Annotated in this window: 22 protein-coding genes; 13 read left to right on the top strand and 9 right to left on the bottom strand. The window is 36.0% G+C overall.

Translation table 11 applies throughout. From position 1 onward, the window contains the following. Positions 1-3 precede the first annotated feature (3 nt). The gene (asnS, locus tag DAY19_RS12140; protein WP_115362819.1) at positions 4-1,416 is read left to right on the top strand and encodes an asparagine--tRNA ligase; all 1,413 of its coding nucleotides are present in this window, start codon (positions 4-6) and stop codon (positions 1,414-1,416) included. Then, on the top strand, positions 1,406-2,020 hold the full coding sequence (locus DAY19_RS12135) for an alpha/beta hydrolase (protein ID WP_115362817.1): 615 nt from the start codon (positions 1,406-1,408) through the stop codon (positions 2,018-2,020). Before asnS ends, DAY19_RS12135 begins: the two co-directional genes overlap by 11 nt. On the opposite strand, the gene DAY19_RS12130 is transcribed toward DAY19_RS12135, so the two are convergent. The 5 genes from DAY19_RS12130 to DAY19_RS12110 form a co-directional block, all read right to left on the bottom strand. After that, positions 2,001-3,485: a PSP1 domain-containing protein gene (locus DAY19_RS12130; RefSeq protein ID WP_115362815.1), complete on the bottom strand. Its 1,485-nt coding sequence runs from the start codon at positions 3,483-3,485 to the stop codon at positions 2,001-2,003. The genes DAY19_RS12135 and DAY19_RS12130 overlap by 20 nt on opposite strands. Positions 3,486-3,568: 83 nt before the next feature. Next, entirely contained in the window at positions 3,569-4,420 is an 852-nt protein-coding gene (locus DAY19_RS12125; RefSeq protein WP_133296962.1) for a hypothetical protein, read from the bottom strand. After that, a complete protein-coding gene (gene tmk / locus DAY19_RS12120) occupies positions 4,392-5,081 on the bottom strand; it encodes a dTMP kinase (RefSeq protein ID WP_115362812.1) in 690 nt (229 codons plus the stop codon). The genes DAY19_RS12125 and tmk overlap by 29 nt, the downstream gene beginning before the upstream one ends. A gap of 55 nt (positions 5,082-5,136) precedes the next feature. Further along, complete coding sequence (locus DAY19_RS12115) at positions 5,137-6,366, bottom strand: hypothetical protein (RefSeq protein WP_115362810.1); 1,230 nt, start codon at positions 6,364-6,366, stop codon at positions 5,137-5,139. 139 nt (positions 6,367-6,505) lie between these two features. Further along, positions 6,506-7,384 (bottom strand): autotransporter domain-containing protein, encoded by an 879-nt coding sequence (locus DAY19_RS12110; protein ID WP_120404846.1) that lies wholly within the window; start codon positions 7,382-7,384, stop codon positions 6,506-6,508. Positions 7,385-7,602: 218 nt separating this feature from the next. On the opposite strand from DAY19_RS12110, the gene DAY19_RS12105 reads away from it, so the two are divergent. The 7 genes from DAY19_RS12105 (at position 7,603) to DAY19_RS12075 (ending at position 16,448) form a co-directional block, all read left to right on the top strand. After that, a complete protein-coding gene (locus tag DAY19_RS12105; RefSeq protein WP_158536896.1) occupies positions 7,603-8,946 on the top strand; it encodes a glycosyltransferase N-terminal domain-containing protein in 1,344 nt (447 codons plus the stop codon). Between the two features lie 4 nt (positions 8,947-8,950). After that, positions 8,951-10,279, top strand: a complete 1,329-nt coding sequence (locus DAY19_RS12100) for a hypothetical protein (RefSeq protein WP_115362804.1) — start codon at positions 8,951-8,953, stop codon at positions 10,277-10,279. Between the two features lie 14 nt (positions 10,280-10,293). After that, on the top strand, positions 10,294-10,545 hold the full coding sequence (locus DAY19_RS12095) for a hypothetical protein (RefSeq protein ID WP_115362803.1): 252 nt from the start codon (positions 10,294-10,296) through the stop codon (positions 10,543-10,545). Between the two features lie 154 nt (positions 10,546-10,699). After that, a complete protein-coding gene (locus tag DAY19_RS12090) occupies positions 10,700-11,710 on the top strand; it encodes an OmpH family outer membrane protein (protein WP_115362801.1) in 1,011 nt (336 codons plus the stop codon). A gap of 133 nt (positions 11,711-11,843) precedes the next feature. Beyond that, on the top strand, positions 11,844-13,133 hold the full coding sequence (locus DAY19_RS12085; protein ID WP_115362799.1) for a thiolase family protein: 1,290 nt from the start codon (positions 11,844-11,846) through the stop codon (positions 13,131-13,133). A 13-nt stretch (positions 13,134-13,146) separates the two neighbouring features. Further along, positions 13,147-15,264, top strand: a complete 2,118-nt coding sequence (locus tag DAY19_RS12080; RefSeq protein ID WP_115362797.1) for a 3-hydroxyacyl-CoA dehydrogenase NAD-binding domain-containing protein — start codon at positions 13,147-13,149, stop codon at positions 15,262-15,264. Between the two features lie 83 nt (positions 15,265-15,347). Further along, positions 15,348-16,448, top strand: a complete 1,101-nt coding sequence (locus tag DAY19_RS12075) for an ABC transporter permease (protein ID WP_133296961.1) — start codon at positions 15,348-15,350, stop codon at positions 16,446-16,448. Between the two features lie 28 nt (positions 16,449-16,476). On the opposite strand, the gene DAY19_RS12070 is transcribed toward DAY19_RS12075, so the two are convergent. Next, positions 16,477-17,511, bottom strand: coding sequence for a cytochrome-c peroxidase (locus tag DAY19_RS12070; protein WP_115362793.1), 1,035 nt, complete (start codon positions 17,509-17,511; stop codon positions 16,477-16,479). A 116-nt stretch (positions 17,512-17,627) separates the two neighbouring features. On the opposite strand from DAY19_RS12070, the gene DAY19_RS12065 reads away from it, so the two are divergent. Next, positions 17,628-18,755, top strand: coding sequence for an MBL fold metallo-hydrolase (locus DAY19_RS12065; protein ID WP_115362791.1), 1,128 nt, complete (start codon positions 17,628-17,630; stop codon positions 18,753-18,755). Positions 18,756-18,867: 112 nt separating this feature from the next. Next, positions 18,868-19,488 (top strand): hypothetical protein, encoded by a 621-nt coding sequence (locus DAY19_RS12060; RefSeq protein WP_115362789.1) that lies wholly within the window; start codon positions 18,868-18,870, stop codon positions 19,486-19,488. A 406-nt stretch (positions 19,489-19,894) separates the two neighbouring features. Here the strand turns inward: DAY19_RS12060 and DAY19_RS12055 are convergent, their stop codons facing one another. Beyond that, positions 19,895-22,258 carry a Tex family protein gene (locus DAY19_RS12055; RefSeq protein ID WP_115362787.1) on the bottom strand — a complete coding sequence of 788 codons (2,364 nt, stop codon included), beginning with the start codon at positions 22,256-22,258 and terminating at the stop codon, positions 19,895-19,897. A 120-nt stretch (positions 22,259-22,378) separates the two neighbouring features. On the opposite strand from DAY19_RS12055, the gene DAY19_RS12050 reads away from it, so the two are divergent. Next, positions 22,379-23,317, top strand: coding sequence for an FAD-dependent oxidoreductase (locus tag DAY19_RS12050; RefSeq protein WP_115362785.1), 939 nt, complete (start codon positions 22,379-22,381; stop codon positions 23,315-23,317). Here DAY19_RS12050 and DAY19_RS12045 read toward each other — a convergent pair. Continuing rightward, positions 23,300-24,058, bottom strand: a complete 759-nt coding sequence (locus DAY19_RS12045; protein ID WP_115362783.1) for a DUF3050 domain-containing protein — start codon at positions 24,056-24,058, stop codon at positions 23,300-23,302. The genes DAY19_RS12050 and DAY19_RS12045 overlap by 18 nt on opposite strands. Before the next feature lie 49 nt (positions 24,059-24,107). Then, entirely contained in the window at positions 24,108-25,742 is a 1,635-nt protein-coding gene (locus tag DAY19_RS12040; protein ID WP_115362781.1) for a YiiX/YebB-like N1pC/P60 family cysteine hydrolase, read from the bottom strand. A gap of 169 nt (positions 25,743-25,911) precedes the next feature. Here DAY19_RS12040 and DAY19_RS12035 point away from each other — a divergent pair, with 169 nt between their 5' ends. Next, positions 25,912-26,487, top strand: coding sequence for a TetR/AcrR family transcriptional regulator (locus DAY19_RS12035; protein WP_115362779.1), 576 nt, complete (start codon positions 25,912-25,914; stop codon positions 26,485-26,487). Positions 26,488-26,522: the final 35 nt, after the last annotated feature.

Raw genomic sequence — 26,522 nt, 5'->3', positions numbered from 1 at the left:
TAAATGACAGATTTAAAGCGTATTGAATTAAAGAAATTATTTGATCGTTCAAGTGATTTTATCGGTAATGAAGTAGTAGTTAAAGGTTGGGTTCGCTCAGTTAGAAAGTCTAAGAAGTTTTCATTCATTGTTCTTAATGATGGATCTTCTCAAGATCTACTCCAAATTGTTGCAGATGCTGATATTGAAAATTATGAAGCTCTATCAACGATGCTAACAGGAACATGTGTTTCAATCACAGGAAAGGTTGTTGAGTCTCAAGGAAAGAATCAAACAATTGAGATGCAAGCAGTTACTGGTGAAATTATTGGTGCAGTTGATGAGTCATATCCTCTTCAAAAGAAAGGAACTTCTCTTGAACACTTAAGAGACATTGCTCACTTAAGAGTTAGAACAAATCTCTTTGGCGCAGTTTTTCGTGTACGTCACGCACTTGCAATGGCCACTCATAATTTCTTTAATGAAAAAGGCTTCTTCTATTTAAATTCGCCAATTATTACTGCAGTAGATGGTGAAGGTGCTGGTGAGATGTTTAATGTATCAACTCTTGATAAGCAAAACCCGGCCAAAAATGATAAAGGTGAAGTTGATTTTACTAAGGACTACTTTGGTAAAGATGTTTCACTATGTGTTACAGGTCAGCTTGAAGGTGAGTGCCACGCTCTTGGTCTTGGTAAGGTTTATACATTTGGGCCGACATTTCGATCTGAAAACTCAAATACAAAACGTCACTTAGCAGAATTTTGGATGATCGAGCCTGAGGTTGCTTTTGCTGATCTTGATGATGTTGCTGATCTTGCTGCTGATTATATAAAGTATATGATTGATTATGCTTTCACTAATTGTCGTAAAGAACTTGAGTTCTTATATAAGATGCCATTTACAGATGTTGATGCATCTCATTTTGAAACTTTAGCTGCCGTTCGTGATGGAGAGTTCAAAAAGATTACTTACACAGAAGCAATTGATATATTAAATGCTTCTGGCCAAAAATTTGAATTCCCAACGAATTGGGGAGATGAGCTACAAACTGAACATGAAAAATACTTAACAGATGTTCACTTCAAGTCACCTGTTACAGTTACAGACTACCCGAAAACATGTAAGGCCTTCTATATGAAGCAAAATGACGATGGTAAAACTGTTCGTGCCATGGATGTTCTTGTTCCTGGTATTGGTGAGCTCATTGGTGGATCACAACGTGAAGAAGACCTTGATAAGCTTACAAAGCGTATGGATGAGATGGGAATGGAGAAAGAAGGTTACTGGTGGTACCTTGAGCTTCGTAAGTTCGGTTCTGCTCCTCACTCTGGTTTTGGCCTTGGGTTTGAAAGAGCAATTATGTATATTACTGGTATGAGCAATATTCGCGATGTAATTGCTTTCCCTCGTACGCCGGGAAATTGTGACTTCTAATCAAAAAAACTATCCAAATATAGTATTCTTTCCGGGGCTCAATCAGGCCCCGGGATCTTTTATTTTTTCAAATCCAAATGTTAAGTATATTTCACTTTCTTTTAATAAGAAGGCCAGGCCAAATCTTAAAGAAGATTGTGAGCGTATTAAAGAGGTATTTAAAACAAATCCTACCGCTCATATTGTGGCCCACTCTTTAAGTGCTCTATTAATAGAATGGCTAATACAACACGATGTGATTGAAGTAGGGGATCGTAAGATTACTTACGTTGCTCCTGCATTTATACCTCGTAATAAATTAGCAAAGCTTGTTGGTAAGGTTGCTAAAGGCCCTGCCGCAATCCTTCCAATACCATCTCTAGCTCCAATAAAGACTCGCGTTCGTTCATATGTAAGCCTTGGTGTTTATCGAGAAATTATTTTGTTAAACGAGAAGATTGAGCTAAAGAAATGTCTTCGTAAGGTTGTTGTTGATAAGAAAGATGAAATGTTAAATGTGAAGTTTCTTGGAAAGTTGCCAAATATTGAGATGGTAAGAGAAAATCGTTTCCCTCACCATCGCGCTTATGATTCATTAAAAAGAATTATTGATCAGACTTCTTAGGGGAGTTGGCCCCTTTGTTTTCAGACTTTTCACCTGATGGTTTACGGAAGTTTCCACCGCCTTTACCTTTTGGTGGACGGTTGCGATTATTTCTCCCACGAGACTTCTTTTCACCATCTTTATTATCTGATTTGTCATTTCTAGGGCCGCGATTGCGATTATTATTTGATCGTCTCTTTGGCCTATTATTGTTATGACGCTTCTTTTCGACATTTTCTTTTGGAATATTGTCATTTTCATCTTCACTTGAATCAAGAGGAAGCTTTTCAATTTCCTCATCATCTGAAGTCGATTCTTCATCATCCATTAACTCATGAGCATCTTCGTCTTGATCATCATCTTCATCGTGAAGGCTCTTTAGAAATGCTTGCTTTCTTAGGCGTAGCTCTTCTTCTAGTTCTTCAATTCCAATAACAACAGAGTTCTCTTTTGTGATTGATCTAAACTCTGTCGGGAATTTCCAATCTTTTGGTGGACGACAACGTTTGCGGTCGAATTGATTCTTGTAGTAGCGGCGGATATAGCCACGGTCTGTAAGCATTTCAAATTGTTCAAGGAGAATATGAAGCTTTAGGACCTTTCCAATATCGCCATTTTTAGTGCGAATATATGATCCTTCACCTGGAAGGAACTCTCTCTTATTTGTATAAACATCATCTTCATACTTAATACAGCATTTAACTTGTCCACAAACACCATTAATCTTGGCCGGGATAAGGGCAAGATTTTGATTCTTTGCCATTTTAATCGATGTATTACCGTAGTTGGTTAGAAAGTATGAACAACACGTTTGTAGTCCACAAGCACCGGTAGCACCAAGTGCAGCAGCACGGTCTCTAACTGAAATTTGACGAAGTTCAATACGCATCTTTATTTCAGAAACGAGGTCTTTGACGAGGTTTCTAAAGTCAACACGCTCTGGAGCTGTGAAGTAGAAAACGGCCTTTTTCCCAAATTGAATAAATTCAACGTGAGTTAGGTTCATATTGAGATTATGTTTTTCAATGAGGCGAATACATGTGACTTCAGCCTCATTTTCTTTTTTCATATAGCTTTTTTGCTCGTCAATATCTTCTTGAGTGGCAACTTTTGAGATGGAGCGGATTGGTAGCATTGATTTATCAAATTCAACTTCATATGGAAAAGAGTTGATATAACCTACAGTCATTCCGCGGTCACTCATGGCAATAACTTTTTGGCCATAAGTAAACTTTCTCTTACCAAGTAAAAAAGGCTGAGATTTAGCATTACCAGGAAATCTAACACGAACCATCGTTAGGGTCTGTCCTTCTTCGAACTTTCCCTCTTGCTCTTTAGCAAGTTTGTCATCGTGCTTACTGAACTTATTTGCTTTTTTCTTTTGCTCTTTATTGGATTCTCGAGGAGAGTCCTTTGCTTGTTTTGTCTCTGTATTTTTAGCAGCTTCTGATTGATCAGAGTCCTGCGTCGTATTATTATCAGTCATTTAATTACCAAATTTATTTTTGAACAGATCTTATTGTCCTCTTTATACTGCTTTATGTCTAGCCTTTATGCATCGTAAATTACTTATATAACGAACTGCAAAAGGCGTGAAAGACGTGATTTCACAGCACCATTAAATGGAATTTCTTCAGTTGAATTCTTTATTGCTTCTAGACACTTCATTTGATCCCTAATATCAAATTTATCGTTTTGATTAATATAGGCAGCTATTAAGTGGTGGAGGTTTAATTCTCTGGCAGGCTTCTCTTTTATAAGGCCTTGGATTGCATCTAATTTTAGATTGCCATCTCTTATCTCTACTAGGATGTCTTTAAGTTCATTATCTTTACAGCTTCTATCTAGAAAGCTATGAAAGTCGAGATTTTGAATCTTATCAATATTATCATTAGAGTCATTTGTAATGTGAATATTAATAGTTCTTGAATCGATTGTTGCTAGTGACTTCTCATTTGAAGATTTTAGAAAAATAAATAAATGGCCAGCAGGAGGCTCTTCAAGTGTTTTTAATAATTTATTTGCCAGTATTGGTGATATTTTTTGAGAGTCTTTAAATATAGTAATGCAGTATTTTAATTTTGATGGCCTAAATCGAATAAAGTCGAAAAATTCTTCAATTTTCTTATCACTTACTTTATAGCTTTTCTCATCTGTCTCAATAATTAGTATGTCTTCATGGCCTAGAGTTAAGGATTCACTTGCATGGTCATGATCCCAATTATTTTCAAACATGAGAATATTTTCAAGGAAGTTAGTTGTCCAATTACTTAAGATTTTAGATTTCTCATCAACTTCTAATTGCCCTGCTGTGTGTAGGGTATAGAAATGCGCCATCTGTGAAGATTTGTATCTTTCAAAAAGGGCCTTAAAGGCGAGATCTTGTTCTTGATTATTCTTTTGCATTAATAATTTGGTCAATGTTATTTATTAATTCGTTTGTAACATCATCCATGCTCTGTGAACCATCTATTACTGATACGCGATCAGAGAAAATACTTGCACAATAATCATATCCTTCAATGAGGTTTTGATGAAAGCTATTATCTCTTGATTCAAAATAGTCTTTAGGCATATTTCTTAGTCGCTGCCTCTCTAATGACTTTTGTAAATCAATTCTTAGGTAGAATGTTTTATGAGGAACGATATTAAGAGGGAAGCTAGAGTGAATATTTAAAATATATTCTGGCCCTAAACCTCTTGCTACACCTTGGTAGGCTATTGAGCTATCAAGGAAACGGTCACAGATAACAACAGTATTAGGTGTTTCAAGCTCTGGAAGAATTAATGATGAAAGATTCTGTGCTCTTGCTGAAGCAAATAAGTGTGCTTCTGCTGCTGGGTGAAGTTCTTGTGTAGACGTCAGAATTGCTTGTCTAAGCTTTTCCCCAAATGCTGTTCCACCTGGTTCTCTAATGACAATTACGTTGAAACCTTTTGTTTCTAGATAGTCTTTAATCTTTACGATTTGAGTTGATTTTCCAGATCCTTCGATACCTTCGAAACTGAAAAAATATGAGCCAGGGAAAGCGGCCTTTCTAAAGTATTGTGTTAAATTCGTGATTTCATTTGTGTTTTCCATACTTAAAAATAACACAAATATTTAATTTTTGACTACTTATTCTTTAAAATTTTGCTTAATACTCACTACCTTCAATAGCATCTTCAGGGACAAACTCATCTTCATAGAATTCTTCTTGTCCTCCTGCAGCAGGTGATCGCTCAAGATAATCATCGACAATTTCACGGGCCGCATCAAGTTCGTCATAATTTTCTAACTCTTCTTGTTGTGGATCAAAAGTTTCTTTTGAGATTCTCTCTCTAATTGGATCAAGCTCTAATGCTTCAGAGTTATCATCAAAAATAACTTCAGGAGGCAGGTCTCTTGGATCCATTTGTCCATCAGTCATCTCTCTAGTGTCACTTAGAAAACTTCCTTTATTAAGAGGTCTATCGCTTCTTGTGATCTCTCTTTTAGGTGCCTCTTTTTTCTTTTTAATTCTCGTTGTAGGCTTCTTTGTTGGCTTTGGCCTTTCTTGAACTTTTGGTTGAGTTCTCTTCTTAGCAGCTGGAGTACGTTGCGTTCTTTGCACTTTTTGTTTTTTCGCTACTGGCTCAGGGCTTCCTGAAAAGTTTGAAAAAGTAAAAAATACTGCAGCTACAATGATAAAGCTAAAAGCAAAAGCTGCTAGTCTAAACATTGCAGTATTATCTGTTTGTTCTTTTTGTTCAAAGTCATCAATTTGTGGTTTATTAGGATTTAGCTTTTGGTTTCCAATATAAGCAAGATCATAAATAAATTCGCGATCGCCTTGATCTTTTTTAGATACTGCCATCGCTCGATCCGCATCAAGCATAGAATTTTGAAAAACATGGCCTTGTGGTGACTCAGGCAAACTTTGATTATCTCTAGTTCGACGATCAAATACTTCAAATTCGTAAATTGTTCCCCAGCTGAGCCCATTATCAACAGATACTAGATCAGTGTGAAGCACCTCTAATTTATCAAGCTTTGCATTCACCTCATTGCTTGTAAAAGGTCCATCTTTCTTACCATTTTTTAGTAAGAAGAATTGATCATCTTCATCAATTTTAAATTCTTTTACAATCTCAGGTCTTCGTCTTTGGAATAGTGGGTGAGAAGTTACTGGTGTCCAATCTGAGTCGTTTAAGCTCTTAGCGAGAACATTTTGATTAAGAAGTCCATAGTCATCAATAAACTCTTTTAAATCTTCCTGCCAGAATGGTCCAAGTTCTTTTCCACTGTCTTTAATATAGTAGACTTCATTTGGCTCATAGAGGCCAGCTGAGATCTGCTTCTTAGTCAGTAGATATTCTGTAACTTTCTTCTTTGTATTTGAACTCATAAATCCTCAAACCCTGATAAGTTTAATCACTTTCTTACTAGAGTTATCGGAAAATATTGCCTGATGTTTAATAAAGCTTTAAAAATAAAGGCCGACTTATAAAGTCGGCCTAGTAAGTATCTGTAATGTAATTATGAAATTATAGGATTGAGAAATAGGCCGACACTACTAGTCTGGCATTCTTAAGTGTTTCATCAACGAAATCAGGATCTTCACCTCTAAAGTCTACTGGCTCTAGAGCTAGTGATGCTGATAGAGAAACAAATGGGAAGCTGTATCCAATTTCTGGAGAAACTGAAAGAGTCTCAGCTTCTGTACTTCCAGATTTTCTTTGTTGTCTATAGTAGTCAATTGTAAGTGATGTATATAGCTTATCACTTATATAATATGTAGGAGCAACTGCTGCGTAGTAATTTGCTAAAAGAGATGATTTACCAGAGTTTCTAATATAACTTTCGTAAAATGCATAAGTACCGATTCTTAATTTATCGTTAATCGTCTTTCCACCAATTAGGTAAAAGCGTTGTTTTGCATCATATCCAGACTTTCTTGTGGCGGCCGGGTAGTGGTATAGACGGTATTGAAGATAAAGGTCGTAACCATTTTCTTTATCAGTTAAAAGTTTCTTAACATAAAGTCTTGCTTGAGTTGCACCGTATTGTTGATGAATTGTACGGCTTCCATCTTTATTTTCTTGTTTTTCTGAGAAGTCTGTTTGCCAATAAGGAACAACTTTTACAGCAAATCTATCGTTGATATTGTAACCTAAATATAGGTAGTTATAGAAACTATATCCATTAATTGACTCTTTAAAACCGTTTGAGCCTTCCACTAAATACTGTGCATTAAATGGTGATTTTTTTAGTTTTTGCCAAATTGTGTTTTCTTCTGGATTTGGTGTCGCTGCTGTTTGTTGAGTTGTCGTTGTAGCTGGTACTGAAGGCATTGATGCCGTTGATGTAGCACCAAGTGCGCTGGTAACCATGAATGCGAGTATCGCTCCCCTAAATAATCCCATTTTTTTCTCCCTCTTTTTATACAATAGCCAATAATCGAAGTTTTTTTATTGTATGGCAATCCAGAATTTCGTTAAGGTACAAAATTAAAGTTATATGTAAGATTTTTTAAGAAAATGACACTCGTTTTTTATAATTTTATGTAAAATGTATCCACTAGGTGTCATCTCGACCACATTTTTAGCTTCTATTCTCTTAGATGTATCTTTATACTATTTGTATGTTGTTGATTTTTCTTATTCAGGCGATTCTTCGAATAGTGGCCTATCCATTTTTTCTATTTTTCTACTTATTAAGAATAGGGCCATTTTATCGTCGAGTAAGTTTTGAATCCAAAAATTATCTGGATGAAGGCACGAGGGCATTTTCTCGTGTAGGCAAGAAGGCCCACTGCTTATTTCATTTCTCAAGTGAAGGGGAGTTCGAGCAAATTAGGCCTATTATTGATGAGCTAATTTCACATGGTAAAAATGTTGAATTGCTTTTCACTTCTCCTAGTGTGGAGCACAAGGTCGTTGAATATTATCAGGCCCATCGTGAGAGAGTTCGTTATCTAAGGTTGCCCCTCATCACATACTTTCCACTTTTAAAAAGACAAAATATTATTGCTTGGTCTAGTGCCTCAAAGATGATGATGGTTAGATATGACTTTTTTCCTGAGCTTATTTATCTTGGATCAAAGATGAGTGAGTTTATCTTATTTTCCGCTACTTCAAAAAGCTCAAAAGCAAGGTTTAATAAAGATGGTAAACCTATCATCTCTTGGATTAAGAAGTTTATCTACGCTCAATTTAGTGAGGTTATAGCAGCAACTATTGAAGATCAGAAGGTATTTGAAAGTGCGCAGTTAGGCACTCAGATCGTTGCACCAATTGAACTTCGTATGCTTCAGATTAACTCTCGTCAAAAGAGTTTTAGAAAGCATAAACACTATGAGTTCTTAAGTCAGATTTTAGGACTCTATCTTTATCAAGATAGAATTTGTCTTGCTCAAATGTGGATAAATGAATTCACTTTCTTTAATGATACAAATTTATTAAATGATATAGCAGATAAGAAGAAATTTGTATTTCTAGCTCCCCATTTATTAAAAGAAGATAAAGTGGAGGAGATGTTATCAGAGATCAAAAAACTCTCTCCTAAGCTTAAGATACATATTCTAGATGAATCTAAATTAACACTTGAATCTTTTCAGTCTTTTCTGAAAGAGATTACAATGAGTCCTGGACTAATCTTATGTACAGTGAAGGGAATCCTTTGTGAAATCTATCCATACTTTCATAAGGTGTACGTTGGTGGTGGCCACGGTAAAGGTGTTCACTCATTATTGGAGCCATTTGTTGCTGGTTCAAGGATCTTCTGTGGCCCTAATATTCATCGTTCGACAGAATACGATATGATTATCTCATCAAATTTTAATATAAAGATTATTGAAGACTGTCATGAGATTTACCATATAATGAGTCAAGAAAATGAAGACTCTATGAAACCTGAGGTCATCTCTGCTATGATTGAAGAAAGCGAATTGGCCAAGAGAAAATTAATTAACTTATTAACAAAGTAAAATTATGAATAAAAATATTGATACATTAATTATAGGTAATAATATAACGAGTTTTTTAACCTCGTCTCAAATTTTAAAAAGCGGGCATGATGCCGTATATTTAAAAGATCAAAGAATAAAGTCTAACGATCCTTATTTTAAATTCTATGGGCCTATTGATTTAGCTTTCATTAAAACATGGATATCAGATATTGATGAAGAGTCATCTATTTTTAAGAGATCAAATTTTGAGCTCGCTCCATTTTGCTTATTAGTTAATTCTAAAAGATATGAATTTGCTTCTCCTAGGCCTTATCTGAATTATTCACAGGTAACAAGGCAATTTCCAAACTTACATGCGCAATTACAGCAGATACTTGCTTCTGAACAAAAAGAGATAAGTGATTTTGAAGAGGACTTCCTAACAGCAGTAAGTCGTCTTGGAGAGTCATTATGTCGTTACAAGACGATTCACCAAGTTTCTGTTGCTACTTTTAAAAGTGCACTTCCTGATTATATTTATGATTGTTACTCTTCATTTAGACGAGAGTTTAAAAATAATAGTGAATTACAAAAGCTAATGAGTTCTTTGCGCTGTATTTATACACAATCAATAGAGCTTACATTTTCTGATCTTGAGTTAATTTACTTCTTCATTGTTTTATTATCTCCAAGATATCGCTTTATTTGGAGTCTCGCCCTAGAGGCCCAGGCCAAGGATGCCATCGAAAAGCTTGGAGGAGTAACTTTAGAAGATACGATTGAAGAATTTAGTTTTTCAAACGCAAGACCTTGGGCCACTCAACTTGCTTCTTATAGTGGAGTTGTAGCACCATCAAAAATGGCCATCTTCAGCTCTAACGTTGAAAGGTTGGGAATTGGCCATGATTTAAGTAGCGTATATGGCTGTATCAAGCTTAATTATAAAATGTCTGATAATTTATTATCTGGAGAGTATTATCATTTTGATGCTTATAGCTTTGGTAGCGACGTTGCCTTTATTCGTAAAAAAATAGGTGGTGATGGCGTTTGTGAAGTGAAGGTGTATTCGCGCTTTGAAGACTGTTTCAAAGTAGATTTTGTTCAAGATATGTTTCACAAACTACTAATTGAAAATGAGATAATCGATTCACAAGACGTTTTATTAAATTGTGTTGCCATAGATGAAGTTTGTCTTTTAAGAAATCATGGACTTTTAAATGCTAGAGAAAATGTAAAACTTAAGTTTAGAACAGGAAGTCGTGGTAAACTTGAAAGTGTAAAGGGCGTGTATTATCACGGGCCTTTAAAGAAAAATAACCTTGGAATAACTCAAACTCTATTAGAGGCAAGAGACTATAAAACTTTTGTCTAAAATTAGGGACTATAATGATAGAAAGTAAAAAGCATAATGAGTTAAATAATGATAAAGGACAGACTGTTGTCGAGTATCTGCTTTTAATTACTGCAATTGTATCCATTATGTTTGCTGCTTTTCAAACTCTTGATGCCAGATTCAAGGCCGATCCCGGTGCTTGTGATCGAGGCAGCATAAACCCTCTATGTTTCCTTGATACCATAGGTCTTGATAGCTCAACTGATGTCAGGGCCGATAAATTTCGCTATTATAACCTTCGTTAGACAGTCTAAGTGTCTGATTTTTAAGTGTTTTTCCTTCTCCATGAAATAATTTCATCAACGTTCACCTTTTGCAGAGAATAATCTCGCTACGTGTTATAAACAAGTATAAAACTCTTATTTAGTACAAAGAACTACAAAGAACAGGGAGTACAGAATGAAAACAACAAAGTTTAATTGCGCCGTGATGGCAGCATTGATCTTTTCTAGTGCAGCTTCATTTGCACAAGAAGACCCACTATTAAGTGAGACAGATCAAGTCGTTCATACAGATGAAATTAATCTGGATGGATTTTACAAAAAGAAAAAGAAGAAATCTGCGGCAGACAAGATTCAAAAGCTTCGTCGTGAGCTCGAGGAAAAGCACGAGCAAATGATGAGAAAGAATGTTGAGGATATGCGTCTTAAAGAAGAGAGAAGAATCGCTAAGAAGATTCAAAAGGCTCTAGAAGGTCAAATTAAGGCCATGGACGAGATCAATAGCATTCAATCAGCTCCAGCTAGATCTGAGGTCGTAGCTCCAGTTGTACCTCAAGGGCCACAATTGGATAATAAAGTTTCTGTTCAAACAGGATTTAAAACAATCACTGGTGATCAGAAAGAGTGGACAGCAGGACTTAATTTTGATGCGGTAGTAGAAACTAAGGTTTCTGATCGCGTTGATGTAGGTATTAGTGTTGGTTATATGGGAATGACTATTGGTGACCAAGACTTAGCTAGTAATAGAGGATACTCATGTAGTTATTCTGGTTGTTACAGCACTGGTTATTACCACTCAGCAAATGATGAAATTTCATATAATGAGTTTAATTTCGGTGGACACGCTAAGTTCTACTTTTCTCGTGCTGCGAAAATTAAGCCATTCTTGAGCCTTGGGACTAAAGTTCACTTTGGTAACTTTAAAATTGAAAACCCAAGAGATAGCTTTAATAATACTGAATTATCTTATCGCTATGTTTCAGGTGGAGCGACTTTAGGTGCAGAAGTTAATTTTGCTAAAGAATTTGGAGTTCAGCTAGCGCTAAACTACGATAAGAATATCTTTAGAATGGGTGAAGAAGATGAATATGCTGGTTCAGCAAATGATTATGTTCTAAATAATCAAGCTAAGAACCTTGAAGGTGCAGATTCATTCACTTTAGGTCTTGGACTGTCATACCTATTCTAATCAATTGTTTAAATAAGAAATTTATCCTGTTCTAATAAGAAGGCTCCCAAAGTGGAGCCTTTTTTTGTTTGCATAACCTGTCAAAATCCCTACAATAGTGTCAAAACAATTAATCAGAAGAAAGGAATCATAGATGAAACCAGTCTACATTGTTGAGGCCGTAAGAACTCCACAGGCCAAATCCGGTACAATTATTAAAGATATTCAAGCGCCATACCTTGGAGCTTACCTTGTACGTCATATTATGGATGGGACAAGTATTGAAGATGATGCTGTTGATGAGGTTATTTTTGGTAACACAGGGACACCAGCTAAATATCCAAATATTGGACGAGTTATCGCTCTTGAAGCAGGACTACATAAGAAAACTTCAGGTTACTCTGTTCACCGCAATTGTGCCTCTGGTTTAGAAGCTGCTTCACAAGGCTTTTTAAAAGTAGCATCTGGCCGCAGCGAGATCGTTGTTGCTGGTGGTGTTGAGTCGATGTCAAATATGCCTCTTATCTATGGAAAGCAGATGACTGAGCTTTTTGCAAAGCTTATGAAGGCAAAAACAACAGGTGATAAGCTAAAAGTTTTATCAAGCTTTAAGCCGGCCTATCTTTCTCCTATTGTTGCTATTGAGCAAGGTCTAACAGATCCTTTTTGTGGGTTAAATATGGGACAAACAGCAGAACTTCTTGCACGTGAGTTAGGAATTACACGTGAGCAACAAGATGAGTATGCAAATGAGTCACACCACAAGGCCATTAAGGCCATTGAAGAAGGGCGTTTTGCAGATGAAATTGTCCCTTTAATATACGGTGCAAAATTAGATAAATTATTAATGAATGATCACGGTCCACGTAAAGAATCTTCTGTTGAAGGTCTTGCTAAGATGAAGCCTTACTTTGATCGTAAATCAGGTACAGTTACAGTTGGAAATAGTTGTCCAATTACTGATGGTGGATCAGCAATCCTTTTCTGCTCTGAAGAAGCAGTGAAAAAATACAACTTAGAGCCAATGGCGCGAGTTGTTGACTACCACTTCCACGGTCTAGAGCCTGAGCGTATGGGAATGGGACCTCTGTTAGCAATGGATGGTGTTTTTAGAAGAACAGGTCTAACTTTAGAACAGATGGATCTTGTTGAAATTAACGAAGCATTTGCTGCTCAAATTATTGCTGTTAAGAAAGCTTTTACTGATCAAAAAGTTGCAGACAAATTTGGTGTTGATAAGCTTTGGGGAGAAATTCCTGATGAGAAACTTAATGTAAACGGTGGGGCAATTGCACTTGGACACCCTGTTGGTTCAACTGGTTCACGTCTTGTTGTTACACTTGCACATGAGCTTAAAAAGCGTAAGGCCGGTTACGGAATTGCTTCCCTTTGTATTGGTGGTGGCCAAGGTGGTGCCATGATTATTGAGAACCTTCAAAAATAAGTAGGATACAGATATGACATATAAAAGATTAAGTTTTGAAATTAAGGATAAGAAAGCGTTTGTTGGTTTTGGTTACAATTGTGACAAGGCAATGACGGTTTTAGATGAAGAAACATTAAAAGAGCTTCAAGATATTGTTGAAGATCTTCACTCAAAAGAAAAAGAATTAGATGGTGCCATCTTCTTTTCACACAAAGATAGATGCTTCTTAGCTGGTGCTGATATCAATCTATTCGATACAATGCATACGGCAGCTGATGGCCAGGCTGGAGCTGAGGCAGGGCAGACAATTTTTAATCGTCTTGAAGACCTTAAAATGCCGACTGTGGCCTGTGTAAACGGTGTATGTCTTGGTGGTGGACTTGAGTTTGCTCTATCATGTAAGTCTATTATTGTGAGTGATGACAAGTCTACTGGACTTGGTCTTCCTGAAGTTAAACTTGGCCTAATTCCAGGTTTTGGTGGAACTTATCGCCTGCCAAAGAAAGTGGGACTTCCAACTGCTTTAGATATGATCCTTACTGGTAAGAACTTAAATGCAAAGAAAGCAAAGAAAGTCGGAATTGCTGATGAGATTTATGCAAAAGAGCGCCTTCTTGATCTTGCTCCAAAGCATTTTAAGAAAAAAGCAGATAAGCGTAGCATGATGGATAAAGTGCAAGATGCTGCTACTGATAACGTGTTTACAAAGAAAATTATTTTTCAAAAGGCCCGCGAGTCAGTTTTAAAGAAAACAAAAGGCTTCTATCAGGCCCCTCTTAAAATACTTGATGTTATGGAAGGTGGAGTGATGAAAGGTCGCGCATCTTACTTAACAACAGAAGCACAAGCTTTTGGAGAGTTATGTATTGGTGAGCAATCAAAGAACCTACGTCATATTTTCTTCTTAATGGAAGGGTCTAAGAAAATGGATGATGCTAAAGGTGTAGGACGTTCATTAAAGCGTGGAGCTTGTCTTGGTGCCGGTACAATGGGTGGTGGAATCGCATGGCTTATGGCCAAAAATGATATGTTTCCAATCATGAAAGATCTAAACCAACACGGACTAGAGCTTGGTTTAAAACAGGCTTCAAGTAACTTTTCAGGTGCTGTAAAAAGAAAACGTATGTCTAAAGATGATTTTGAGCGCAAGATGAGATCAATTAGTGCTCAAACAGATTATCGTGGTTTTGAACATACTGACCTTGTAATTGAGGCCGTTGTTGAAAATATGGATATTAAAAAGAAAGTATTTGCTGAGACAGAAACAAAAGTTCGTCCAGATACAATTCTTACGTCAAATACTTCATCTCTATCAATTCAAGAGATGTCTAAGGCATTAGAAGATAGTTCTCGTTTTGCTGGACTTCACTTCTTTAACCCTGTTCATATGATGCCTTTAGTAGAGATTATTAAGCATGATAACGTTTCAGACGAAACTGTTGAATCTCTTTATAATTGGGTTGTAAAAACTAAGAAGACTCCTGTTGTTGTTAATGATGGGCCAGGATTCCTAGTTAATAGAATTCTTATGCCATATATGAATGAAGCAGGATTCTTATTAGAAGAAGGTGTTTCAATTAAAGATATCGATGATGCTTGTCTAAACTTTGGTATGCCAATGGGGCCATTTAGGCTTTTAGATGAAGTTGGAATCGATGTAGGTGATAAAGTTTCTAAGATTATTTTCGACGGCCTTGGAGCACGTCTTGCTTCTAATGGAATTGGAAAGCAGATGCTTGAAAAAGAATTCTTAGGTAAGAAGAACTCTAAAGGCTTCTACCTTTATGATGAGAAAGGAAAGGTTACAGGACCTAATGATGAAGCATGGAAAATGCTTCCAAAAGCATCTAAGAAGATGAGTGAAACTGAAATTCAAATGCGAATTTTTTTACCAATGATTAACGAAGCTGCAACGACTCTTGAAGATAAGATTGTTGCAAAAGCAAAAGATGTTGATCTTGGTCTAATTTTTGGTATCGGATTCCCTCCATTTAGAGGAGGACTTCTAAGATATGCAGATACTCAAGGTATTGCGAGATTAAAAGAAGAGATGCTTAAATTTGCAGATAGTGTTGATAAAGATCGATACACTCCTTGTGAATTAATTAATAAACTCGCAAGTGATAATGGAAAGTTCTACGAATTATAGAACTAAGAATAATGTTTTTTAGTTTCTTTAAATTCTTTTTAAGTTATTTATTTAAAGCGAAGACTCGCCAAAGGCTACTTATTATGGCCTTGGCGAGTCTTGTTATATCTAGCTTTTCTCTACTTACTGTTCAATCAGTTTTAAAAGGGTTGCAAAGCAATCGTATTGAACGAGGTAAACAAACATTAGGTCGCTATATTATTGACCTTGAAAAAGACTTCAATTTTAAAAAGGCCACTTCTTATCTCAATGATAATAATTATAAGTATACTTTAGAGTATGAAATTGAAGGCCTGATAAGATTAGAAGGTTATTTAGCACCAGTCATTTTTCACGGGATTATAGAAGATACAAGTTCAATACTTCCAAAGGCCATTGATCATTGGCCTAAGAGAAATGAGATCTTAATGTCGCCATATTTAGCGCGTAAGGTTTATGCAGGACTTGATGATCGTGTGCAATTGATCTCACCGGCCCATACAGATACATTCTTTGGCGAATTACCACGTTTTAAGTCTCTTGATGTTGAGGCCTTTACCGATTCTATGGACCCTGATATTGATGAATTTCACGCTTGGGGACACGCTTATAGTGCATTCTCTATTGCTAAGTCTCGTCATTATAATAAGCTTAGAGTCTTCTCAAACTTAACGAAAATACAAGAAGAACAACTTAAGTCGAAGTTTGCAGGGGATGGAGCACGTTTTCATACTTGGGAAGAATTAAATCAAAACCTCGTATTTGCTCTGGCCTTAGAAAATAATGTCGTTCTTTTTCTATTTCTAGCAACTATTGTTCTTGTTACATTTTCAATTATTTCTGGTCTTTCAATTTTCTATGCACGTGTTAGAAATGACTTTGCTTCATTTTGGATTCTTGGCATGAGCATGGGCCATATAAAGAAATACGGTGGTTTAAATATTGCAATCATAACTGCAAGTGCAATTGCAGTTGGAAATATCTTAAGCTTTATTGTTTTAAAATTGTTAGTTCAGTTTTCACCTACAATCATGCCGGCCATGTTTGTTGATCGTTCATTACCAGTACGTTTTGAGGCATCATCATTTTTCTATTCATTCATTGTTCCCGTTATTATCACTGTCGTCTTTACGTTGTTATCTAATTGGCGATTCTTTAAAGACAATGGCAATTTCATGACCTTCGTAAAAAAGGTTGGTACTTAACCTGTGTTCGATTAGTTTCAAAGCTTCACTACGGAAGATCAGGAATCCTTGTTAGCTCTTTTAAATGCTCCTCTTTTGTTTCAAGCGTTTTTAGAAATTCAATAATTAGTTTTCGATCTTCTTTTGGAATCTCCACTCCAAGTTGAACTCGCCCCATTATATCAATTGCTTCATCAAGTGAGGCCACACTACCATCATGAAAGTAGGGAGATGTCTTTGTTACATTTCTAAGTGGAGGGACTTTAAAATACTCTTTATCATCTTCATTCTTTGTATGCGTGTAGCGGCCTAAGTCACGATTTTTACTCTTTGTGTACTTATATGGATCTTCAACGACTCCAAATTTCTGATACATTCCTCCACCGACAAGATTACCATTATGACAGCCGATGCATCCGTATTGCGTAAATTTCTTAAGTCCACTTTTTTGTTCTAAATTAAGAACGTCATCTTTTCCCTCAAGGTAATCATCAAAAATAGCAGGACCAACGAGAGTTCTTTCAAAGGCGCCAATTGATTTTGCACTTAATTCTAAAATGTCGTTTTCATTAGATGTGATAAGCTCAGTGTTAAAAGCCTTTTTAAATGCTTCATTATAATTATTATCCACAAGTTTTTTCTTTAAATGACTACTGTCTTTAAGATCATAGGCCCCCTTAAAGAAGAAAGCTTTCTTTGCTTGCTCTTCGACGTCTTTTCGATTTCCGTTCCAATGTTGTGAAATTTGAGCTGCTGTATTGATTAGTGTTTGAGCATTACGATGTGAAAGACGATATTTTGCACCAATGGATTTTGGAAGAGCATCACTAAAGCTTAATTGTGGTAAATGGCATTTTGAACAGCTTACCGTTTTGTCATTACTTAACCTAGTATCGTAAAATAACATTCTTCCAAGTTCGATGACTTCTTCTTTTGGACGATTTTCCCCAAAGTATCTTATTGAGTTTAGTCCATTACCAAATAATTCTCGCCTTTCTTCTAAAGATTTCTTATCGGTATTATTCTCTTTTCCTGTGCAAGAAAGGAGAAGTAGCATAGAAATAGTGTATACAGTTAACTTCATTTATTACTCCATTGGTTTTATTCTTTCATTCGTATGCTAATTGAAATTTGTGACAATTTTTTGTAAGAAATATTAAATTTAAGGATATAGATAAAGCTTTATAGTAGAATGAAACAATGAAGTTGCAAAAGTTAATATTGTTAATTATTTTAATGAATTTTTCAGGATGTTCGGCCGTGACAAAAGTTGCTTCAGTATTTATGTCTTCTATGGGCTCTCACCCAGATAAGGAAGAATTAGAGACTTTCACTAAATCTAGTCAATTTAACAAAGAGAAGATGAGGTTTGTAAATCGCAGACCTAATATAACTAGTGAACAGCCAATAAAGAAAGATGGCTTTGGTTTTTCTAACTTTATAGAGTTCTTGGGTAAGGGTAATGGCCGCTATCCAGATAAACCTCTTCCAATGTTAAAACCCGATATGGATAAATTTCTAGAGAAGTCTGATGTTGTAAAGTCAATTTGGTTTGGTCATTCAACAGTCTTATTTAATATCGACTCTAAGATTGTTCTAATTGATCCAATCTTTTCAGATTCTTCATCTCCTGTACCAATATTTGTTAAACGTTTTGGACCTACTGTTTTAACACTTAAAGAATTACCAAAGATTGACTATATATTAATCTCTCATGACCACTATGATCATTTAGATATGAGAACCATTAAATTCTTTGTGGATAAGGATGTTAAGTTCATCACTCCTTTAGGAGTGGGCTCACACTTAAAACGTTGGGGTATTGATCGTAAACGTGTCACAGAGCTTGATTGGTGGCAGAACGTTGAGTTTGATGGGATAAAATTTACGGCAACTCCTGCTCAGCATTTTTCTGGTCGCGACCAAGCACACGAAAATACAACTCTATGGGCATCTTGGGCCGTAAAAACTCGTAATAATAATCTCTATTTTAGTGGTGACTCTGGTTACGATACTCATTTTAAAGAAATCGGACAACGTCTAGGTCCTTTTGATGTAGCATTTATGGAGTCAGGTCAATATAACCCAGATTGGTTTGCTGTCCACCTCTTGCCAGATGAATGGCCAAAGGCCTATGAAGACATCAATGCAAATTACTACTTTCCAATTCACTGGGGTGCATTTTCTTTAGCATTTCACACGTGGGATGATCCTATAATAAAGCTCAATGAGTTTTCACAGCAAGGAAAGCTAAAGTTAATGGCCCCTAAGATGGGAGAAATTGTAAGCTTTGATCACCAGGAATACGTTACAAAAAAATGGTGGTAATAGGTATAAGAATTTTTTATCACAGTGATCTAATATAGGTATTTTATTTATCTAATTTAATTCGTTAGTTTTCTCTTAATCAATGAGCATAATGCTCATTAAGGAGATATTAATGAAAAAGATATTTGTTATTCTATTAGGTTTATTATCAATTAATTCATTTGCTAGTGAAATTAAGTCTCTAAAATATGTAAGTCCATGGAATTATCAAATGCCAGCAGTTGAAGTTTTAAATAACTCTACTGAGCATATTGAAATTATCATAAAAGGTGCTCTGTTGCAGTATCCTGATTTTGGGTTTAATTTTGAGCTTTCAGATCGATTAGGCGATGTTTTTGAATTAAATAATTTAAATGCTCTAATTGTTAAATTTCCAAAGTCTGCTTGTAAGGCAGAGATGGCAAAGGATCATTTAAATATTCAGCTAATTAGTTGTAAAAATGTCCTTACTTTTAACCAGCAAGACTATAGTGACCAATCTCAGCGCATGACTCAAGTTAAAGGTGCAGTTGTTGGCTTTGATGGAAATATTATCGAAGAAAGTGATTTAGTATTTAATGGCTTCTTAAGCTTTCATATAAAAGAAGTTACTGAAAGAACTGTAGGACACGAGCTTAATATGATTCAGGCACAAGTAAACGGTACAATTCCATTTGCAGGCCCTGATCGTCGATCTTTAAGAATCGATCTGCAAAAGAGCCAACTTGCTCTAGGGCCTAATAACGGGCTTTAAAAACTGTGTGAAGTATATCTATCATACGTAAAGTTTGCTAATCCTCTCAATAAACCCTCAGGTTAAATCATGTAATAAATAATATATTTGCGATTAATCTGGGGGATTATGAAAACCTTATTTCTCTCATTTTTGAAATTGAATTGTTGCTCAGTCTTTTTGCTAATTTTAGCTGCGCTAAAATGTCGCTTGAGTTGCGAGGCTTGTGTGATTAGTTTTTTCAGAAAGATTTTTTCGCTAATTTTAGCTGCGCTAAAATGTCGCTTAAATTGCGAAGACTTGTTTATTGCTCCTGAGACAACAAAGCCGGGCTTGAACCCGGCTTGTTGAATATCATTTTCTAGCTAAAGTGAATGGGAGCTATAGGTGCGTCCAATAGTCTGCCTTTGGGCAGACAATGCCGCACCTATTTAACCTTAAATCCCTTAAGAGCAGCGAATGCATTATTCTTTAACGGTGCATCGTTTTGCTTTGGCATCTTAGGTTTTCCACCACGAGGATTGCTCTTACGTGGGCCACCTGTTGGACGCTCGTAAGTTTTTGCTTCTTCAGCTCCGTCAGATTTTAGAGATAGAGCAATACGCTTTCTATCCATATCAACGTCAAGAACAACGGCAGAAACTTCTTGCCCAACTTTTAGAACATCAAGGGCATTCTCAACAAAGTGATCGGCCATCTGACTTACGTGAACTAAACCATTTTCTTTAATTCCAATATCAACAAAGGCACCAAATTGAGTGATGTTTTTTACAATACCTGGATATCTCTCACCAATTTTTACATCTTTGATTTCACGTACATCTTTTCTAAACTCTGTTGTCTTAAATTCTGTACGAGGATCCTGTGAAGGTGCAGTTAGTGACTTATAAATATCATTAACAGTAAATTCACCAAGTTTTGCAATAAGGTCCTTATCTGACTTTAGTTTATTTGCAACTGCATTATCTGTTGTTAACTGCTCAAGCGTGTATCCATTCTTGTGTGCCCATTCTTCTAACATATCGTAGTTTTCTGGGTGAATAAATGTCGCATCAAGTGGATTCTTCCCATTATAAACTCTTAAGAATCCTGCTGCTTGTTGGAAAACTTTTTCAGAAAAACGTGAAACCTTTAGGATTTCGCTTCGATCTGAAAATAGCCCATTCTTATCTCTATGCTTTACGATATTTCCCGCAACTGTTGGCCCAATTCCGGAAATGAATGAAAGTAGTGGGGCCGATGCCGTATTGATATCAACACCAACAAAGTTAACACAGCTTTCAACCACGCCATTTAGTGATTTTTTTAGACGAACCTGGTTTACATCGTGTTGATACTGGCCAACACCAATAGACTTAGGATCGATCTTTACAAGCTCTGCTAGAGGGTCTTGGAAGCGGCGGCCAATTGAGATGGCGCCTCTTACTGTTGCATCTTTATCTGGGAATTCTTTCTTTGCAATTGGAGAAGCAGAATAAATTGAAGCACCATCTTCTGAAATCATTGTTGCTTTAACTTTTCCGTCTTTAACCGCAGTAATATTATCTTCAACAAATTGGAGAGTCTCTCGACCAAAAGTTCCGTTTCCAATTGCTATATATTCAACATTAAATTGCTCAATCATGGCATTTAAAATTGTCGCAGACTCACGTACCTGATTTCTTGGTGGGTGAGGGTAGACAACTGTATCAACAACAAATTTACCCGTATTATCTACAACAACTGTCTTACAACCAGTCACTACTCCTGGATCAAGCGCAAGAACTGTTTTAGAACCAAGGTAAGGTTGTAATAGAAGGTTCTTAAGGTTTATACCAAAAACATCAATTGCTGATTCATCTGAGAGCTTCTTAAGTTCACCCTTGATTTCTAAATCAAGAGAAGAGTGAATATAATTCTTATAGGCCTTTGATGCACAATCGACTAATGCCTTGTAACTTGTGACTGTAGTGTCTGGGAAGTTCTTTGATAGAATAAGATTATTTGCATATTCTTCATCAAAAATAATTTCAACTTTTAGGATCTTCTCAGTTTGTGCACGACGAATCGCTAGGAATCTGTGAGCGGCTTTTGGATCTTTTAGATCACTAACTTTTTGCTCATATTCAAAGTAGTCTTTGTACTTTTGCCAGTCTTTTACTTCTTCATAACCTTTACGAGGAGTTGACTTAATCATTGCCTGTGCCCAGTAATCGTTACGTAATTGCTCTTTAAGTTCTGTGTCGTGAGCAATTTCTTCGATGATAATGTCACAAGCACCTTTTAATACATCTTCAAAAGTTGCGATTTTCTTTTCTTTATTAATATACTTAAGTGCTTCTTTTGCAAGTTCTGGCATAGGAAGCTTTGACTCTTTCATTAGAATTGAGAATGGCCCAAGCCCTGCTTCTTTTGCGATTTGCGCCTTTGTCTTTCTCTTTGATTTAAATGGCGCATAGATATCTTCAAGCTGGTTAATATTTGTTGCCGCTTTAATTTTCTTTTCAATCTCTGGAGTCATCATCTCTTGTTTAGTGATGGCCTCTAGAATGAATTCACGTCTCTTTTCACGCTCGATATATTCGTCATACTTTTCTTGAATGAGGCGAATTTGTTCTTCGTCTAATCCACCAGTTTTGTCTTTACGATAACGAGTGATAAATGGAACTGTACAATCTTCTACAAGTAGCATTGCCAGTACGGCCATGATTTGTTTTGCTGTGATATCTGTGTTGTCTACACAAAATAAGACGGCATTTTGATCGATAACGTCCATAGGGTTTTTTGTCGACTTCGTTGTCTCTTCTGACATAATTCATACTCCATTAACTAAATTTGAGTTAAAATTGTATAGGGATTGAATTTGGTATGACAATAAAAACTTGAGTAAATTCCACTGGTTAACTTAAAAATATTGATGTAAGAGTTTATTATGACAAAAGATTTTGATTATATTGTAATTGGAGATGGCGTGGCCGCGCGCAGTATTCTCTATTTTTTAACAAGAAAGTTCCCTGATTCACGTATTTGTCAGTTATTTGATAATGATGCTTTTCCACCTTGCTCTATTAATACAACTAGCGTTGTTTCGATGGGACTATTTGCTGAAGGCCTTTCAAAGCTCGGTGACATCTTATTTCATGCACATGAATTCATTGATACTTTCTTTAAGCAAGAGGGGATACAGGGGGTTCACCCAGCTACTCAATACTACTTACCTCCAGATATAAAAGAAGATCCATTAAAGTTTAAGCAATTTGAAGCACGTTATGGAACAAATTTTGAAAACTTTAAAGGTTTGCAAACGGTTGCTAAGGATGCCTACTTAATTAATCCACAAGTTTTTCTGGGCTGGCTTAAGGCGCAGTACGAAGATAAAATTATAAGTCGAGTTCAAAGAGTTACTGAGCTTCCTAAAACCAATGCAAAGGTTATCTTGGCCACCTCGGCCTATACATCACTTTTTTATAAGAATAAGAATCTTCCTGAAGGCAAACCTGTTAAGGGGACATTTTTTAGCTGGAATAATTTTAAAGCTGATAAATCATTTGTCCTAAGTCGTGGCCACTATAACCTTGTTTATCGAAAAGAAGATGAGATCTTATTATTTGGCGCAAATTCAATTGAGGGACTTTGCCAACTTCATTCACCAAAAGAAGTCTATGAAAAGCTAACAATATTTGAAGGTGATCTTCCTGAACTTAAGCAGCTTGGTTCACCGCAGATACACACAGGTATTCGCCACAAGGGTAAAAGGCGTACTCCCTTTTGTGGAGAGGTTGAAGAGGGCGTTTATGCACTCACAGGCCTTTATAAAAATGGCTGGAGTGCAGGAATTAGTTTAGCAAAAGAGCTAGTTGATATGCTCTAAGCTTTCACGACTAGCAAGAATTTCTTCAAGGACATAGTCCCAAAGTTTGTATCTTAAATCGAGAGAATCAAGAGCAATTTGAGTTGCTTGTCTCTGTTTATCTTCACTGTCACAAAGTTGAGCAAGTAATTTGCCTGCAAGCTCTCCATGCTCATCTCCATCTAATTCGATATGACGCTCAAGATAGTGTTTAAAGTACGGTGCATGTATTTTCTTTTCTTCAAGAACTTTTACAAAAGGTGTAAAGAGGTCAGGAATAAGATTCTCACGTCCCCAGAAGAAGGCCGATGCCATTAGGTGAGGGTTTTGAGTATTAGTGCATAGGTTTAGATTAAATGCACTAAACTTTGCTACAGGCATAGGAATGCCATCAAATGAAAATGTTTCTAAGAATTTTTTAATATCACTTGTTTCGCTTCCAACTTCATTCATGGCATTTAGATACATTGTAAAATGATCAATATGGCCACCATTTAAGTCTTCGTCACTTTCTTCACCAAGAACAATTTCATTAATAAATCGAACACATTCTTTATCGTACTTAGATGGAATCCAAGGTGTTTCAACACATGTAACTTCTCTTTGAAGACCTTTAAGTAGAGACATGAAGTCCCATACAGCAAAGACATGCCATCGCATGAGAATTTTTACATCTTCAATACTTTCAATATTTGAATAAAGTGGGTGATTACAAAGCTTATTATGGGCCGCATGAATGAGTGTGAGATTTTCTTTTTTCATGCGGCCAATATAGCCTAAATTTTATAAGTCTTAAAGTAGACTTTACGTATTATGAACTGTGAAAGAGGTGATGAAAGTCTGGGCGTGTAAGTTTTCTACGCCTTCTAACACCATTTCTGCGACTACCACCATGCATTTGCTTTTGATTAAATTTCTTATCTTTTAAGTATTGGCCGTATACCTTTTCATCTTGTGCTCGGTAATTTTCAAGAACTTCAAACATTTCTTTAAATGATAAGATCTTTCCTTTCTCTTTTTCTGCAATTTCTATTTTCTTATATAGTTGTTCTCCAACTTCATCTAAGACAACAAAAAGATCAATTTGTTTGGAACCTAAGTTTAGGGGAAATTTTTCTTCAAGATCAACACCAGCTACAAATTTAATTAATCCTCTTGTAACAATTGAGCGTCTTGCAAGCCAAGCAAAATCATTTCCAAGTTTTGTACCTAGGCCAGGATCAAAGGCATAATTCTTATTTTCCATCCACTCAAATATCTTTGTTAGTACTGCATCTTTATAACGTGTATCTTTTAATTTATTTGGGTTTCTCCATTCTGCAACTAAGTCAAAACGCGAATCAAATTGTATCTCTCCTGGCCCAAATGTTTTAAAGCTAGAGATATTTTCACTTGTCACCTTTAGACCAAAGTCTTGAAGGAAGCTTAGAAGAGCTGGATTAAATGTTGTTTTATATTCAGGTATATCCATTGATTTACTAGATAGTTGCTCTGAGGCTTTCTTGTAGCCATGATAAATTACTTCAGAACAAAAGACTTCTGAGTCGTCGTGATAATCCATTGTAAAATCATAAGGTACATTTTTCTTTTTCTCTTTTGAATATTTAGAGAAGCGCTCATGCATTATTTTTCCTGCTAGGTGAGCAAGCTTTTCGTCCTTGTGTCTAAAGACAACTGTTCGAGAATTTTTCTGATCAAGATGAACTTGAAATGGGGCAACCACATTTCCAACTTCAATATGGGCCTCTGATGTGTAGAGCTTATTTGTTTTCTCATCACGATACACTAAAGTTAAGTGAGAGAACTGATGATCATCATCACCAATTCTTGCAATGGCAGCACTAGAGTACGCATTACCTCTGGATAAGATAATGTCTCCAGATTTTAGATCTTCAACACCTTCAAATGAGTAATCTGGATTTACCATAAAGTGAACAGGAAGATCTTTTATTTTGTTATTTGAATAATCAAGTGTATTAAAGTCGATTGGTTTTGAACCCTTCTGTCTTGAAGCATAGTAAGATTCGATAAAATAGTCTTCGAGATAGCGAAGGGCCCTAAAAATTGTTTTTACACCTTTTAAACACGCAAGCTCTTCTTGTGTTAATTCGTCGTTACTATTTAGCGCCTTTAGTTTTTCTTTCAGATCAAGACGTATACTAAAAGATGCCATTGTAAAATCCTGCATCTGATACTTAGAGAATTCAGAAAAGTCGATATCATCGGATTCTATTTCAAAGAGTTTTCCATAATAATATTGAGTCTTTTGAGCGCATTCTTTAGGCGACTTTACACCTTTTGAAACAGATTCATGCATCTCATGGATTAGCGAATCGAAGTTCGAGTTTTTAAGGGAGCTAGGGGTACGGTAAGATTTCTGCTGACATCCAATTGGAATAGTAAGTGAAAGTAGGCAAAGTCCACATGTAAGTAACCGTTTTTTCATCAAATCTCCCCCATAACTAGATAAAAAATACTATCGACAATAATTTTAATCGAACACGTGCTAATAAATTTTTATCGGATTTTACCTTTTAAAACTTAAGTATTATTATCGGGTATAGAAAGGTAATATTGGGAAGACACTTAAATATTAAACATTTAGACATTGATTTATGACAATTATGACAGATTCAACAAACTTACAAACAAATGATGAAGGCGATAACAAGCCTCTAAGAACAGTAAAACCTAAAAAGAATGAGGAAGTGCACTTTCGTATCCTCAACGCTGTAACTAAGTTAGAAGTGGCCAAAGGGCACCTTAATTGGAAGATCGCTGAAGTTGCTAAAGAGGCAGACGTTACACGTTCTCTTATTTACTATTACTTAGGTAAGGAAAAGGATGTTATTTTAAAAGAGGCCGTGAAGTACATGATTAGTACGGTCTTCAATCTTACTCAAGAACATTCTGTAGGTATTAGAGAAAGGATTAAGATTGTAAGAGATCAAATAATCCAAATGCCTTATTTACTTGCTCTTTATATGATTAACAAAGGTGCAGGTAATGATCTTTCAGATATTATTGCTGAAGCAGAAGTAGAGCTCTTTGAGATTCTAAGCAAGAAGCATCCAAACCTCGATCACCGCGAGCATTTAAGAATTTATTTTATGCAGCTAGGGATTTGTCTGTATCGCGATGTCGATGATGACACTCTTGATTATCTTTTTTCACAATACGATAGAAAATAAAAAAGGCCGCAATAGCGGCCTTTTCTTTTATCTTG

The organism is Halobacteriovorax vibrionivorans (genome assembly GCF_003346865.1).
Lineage (GTDB): Bacteria > Bdellovibrionota > Bacteriovoracia > Bacteriovoracales > Bacteriovoracaceae > Halobacteriovorax_A > Halobacteriovorax_A vibrionivorans.
The sequence above is the reverse complement of the archived record's forward strand: the minus strand, read 5'-3'. Positions and strand labels throughout refer to the sequence as shown.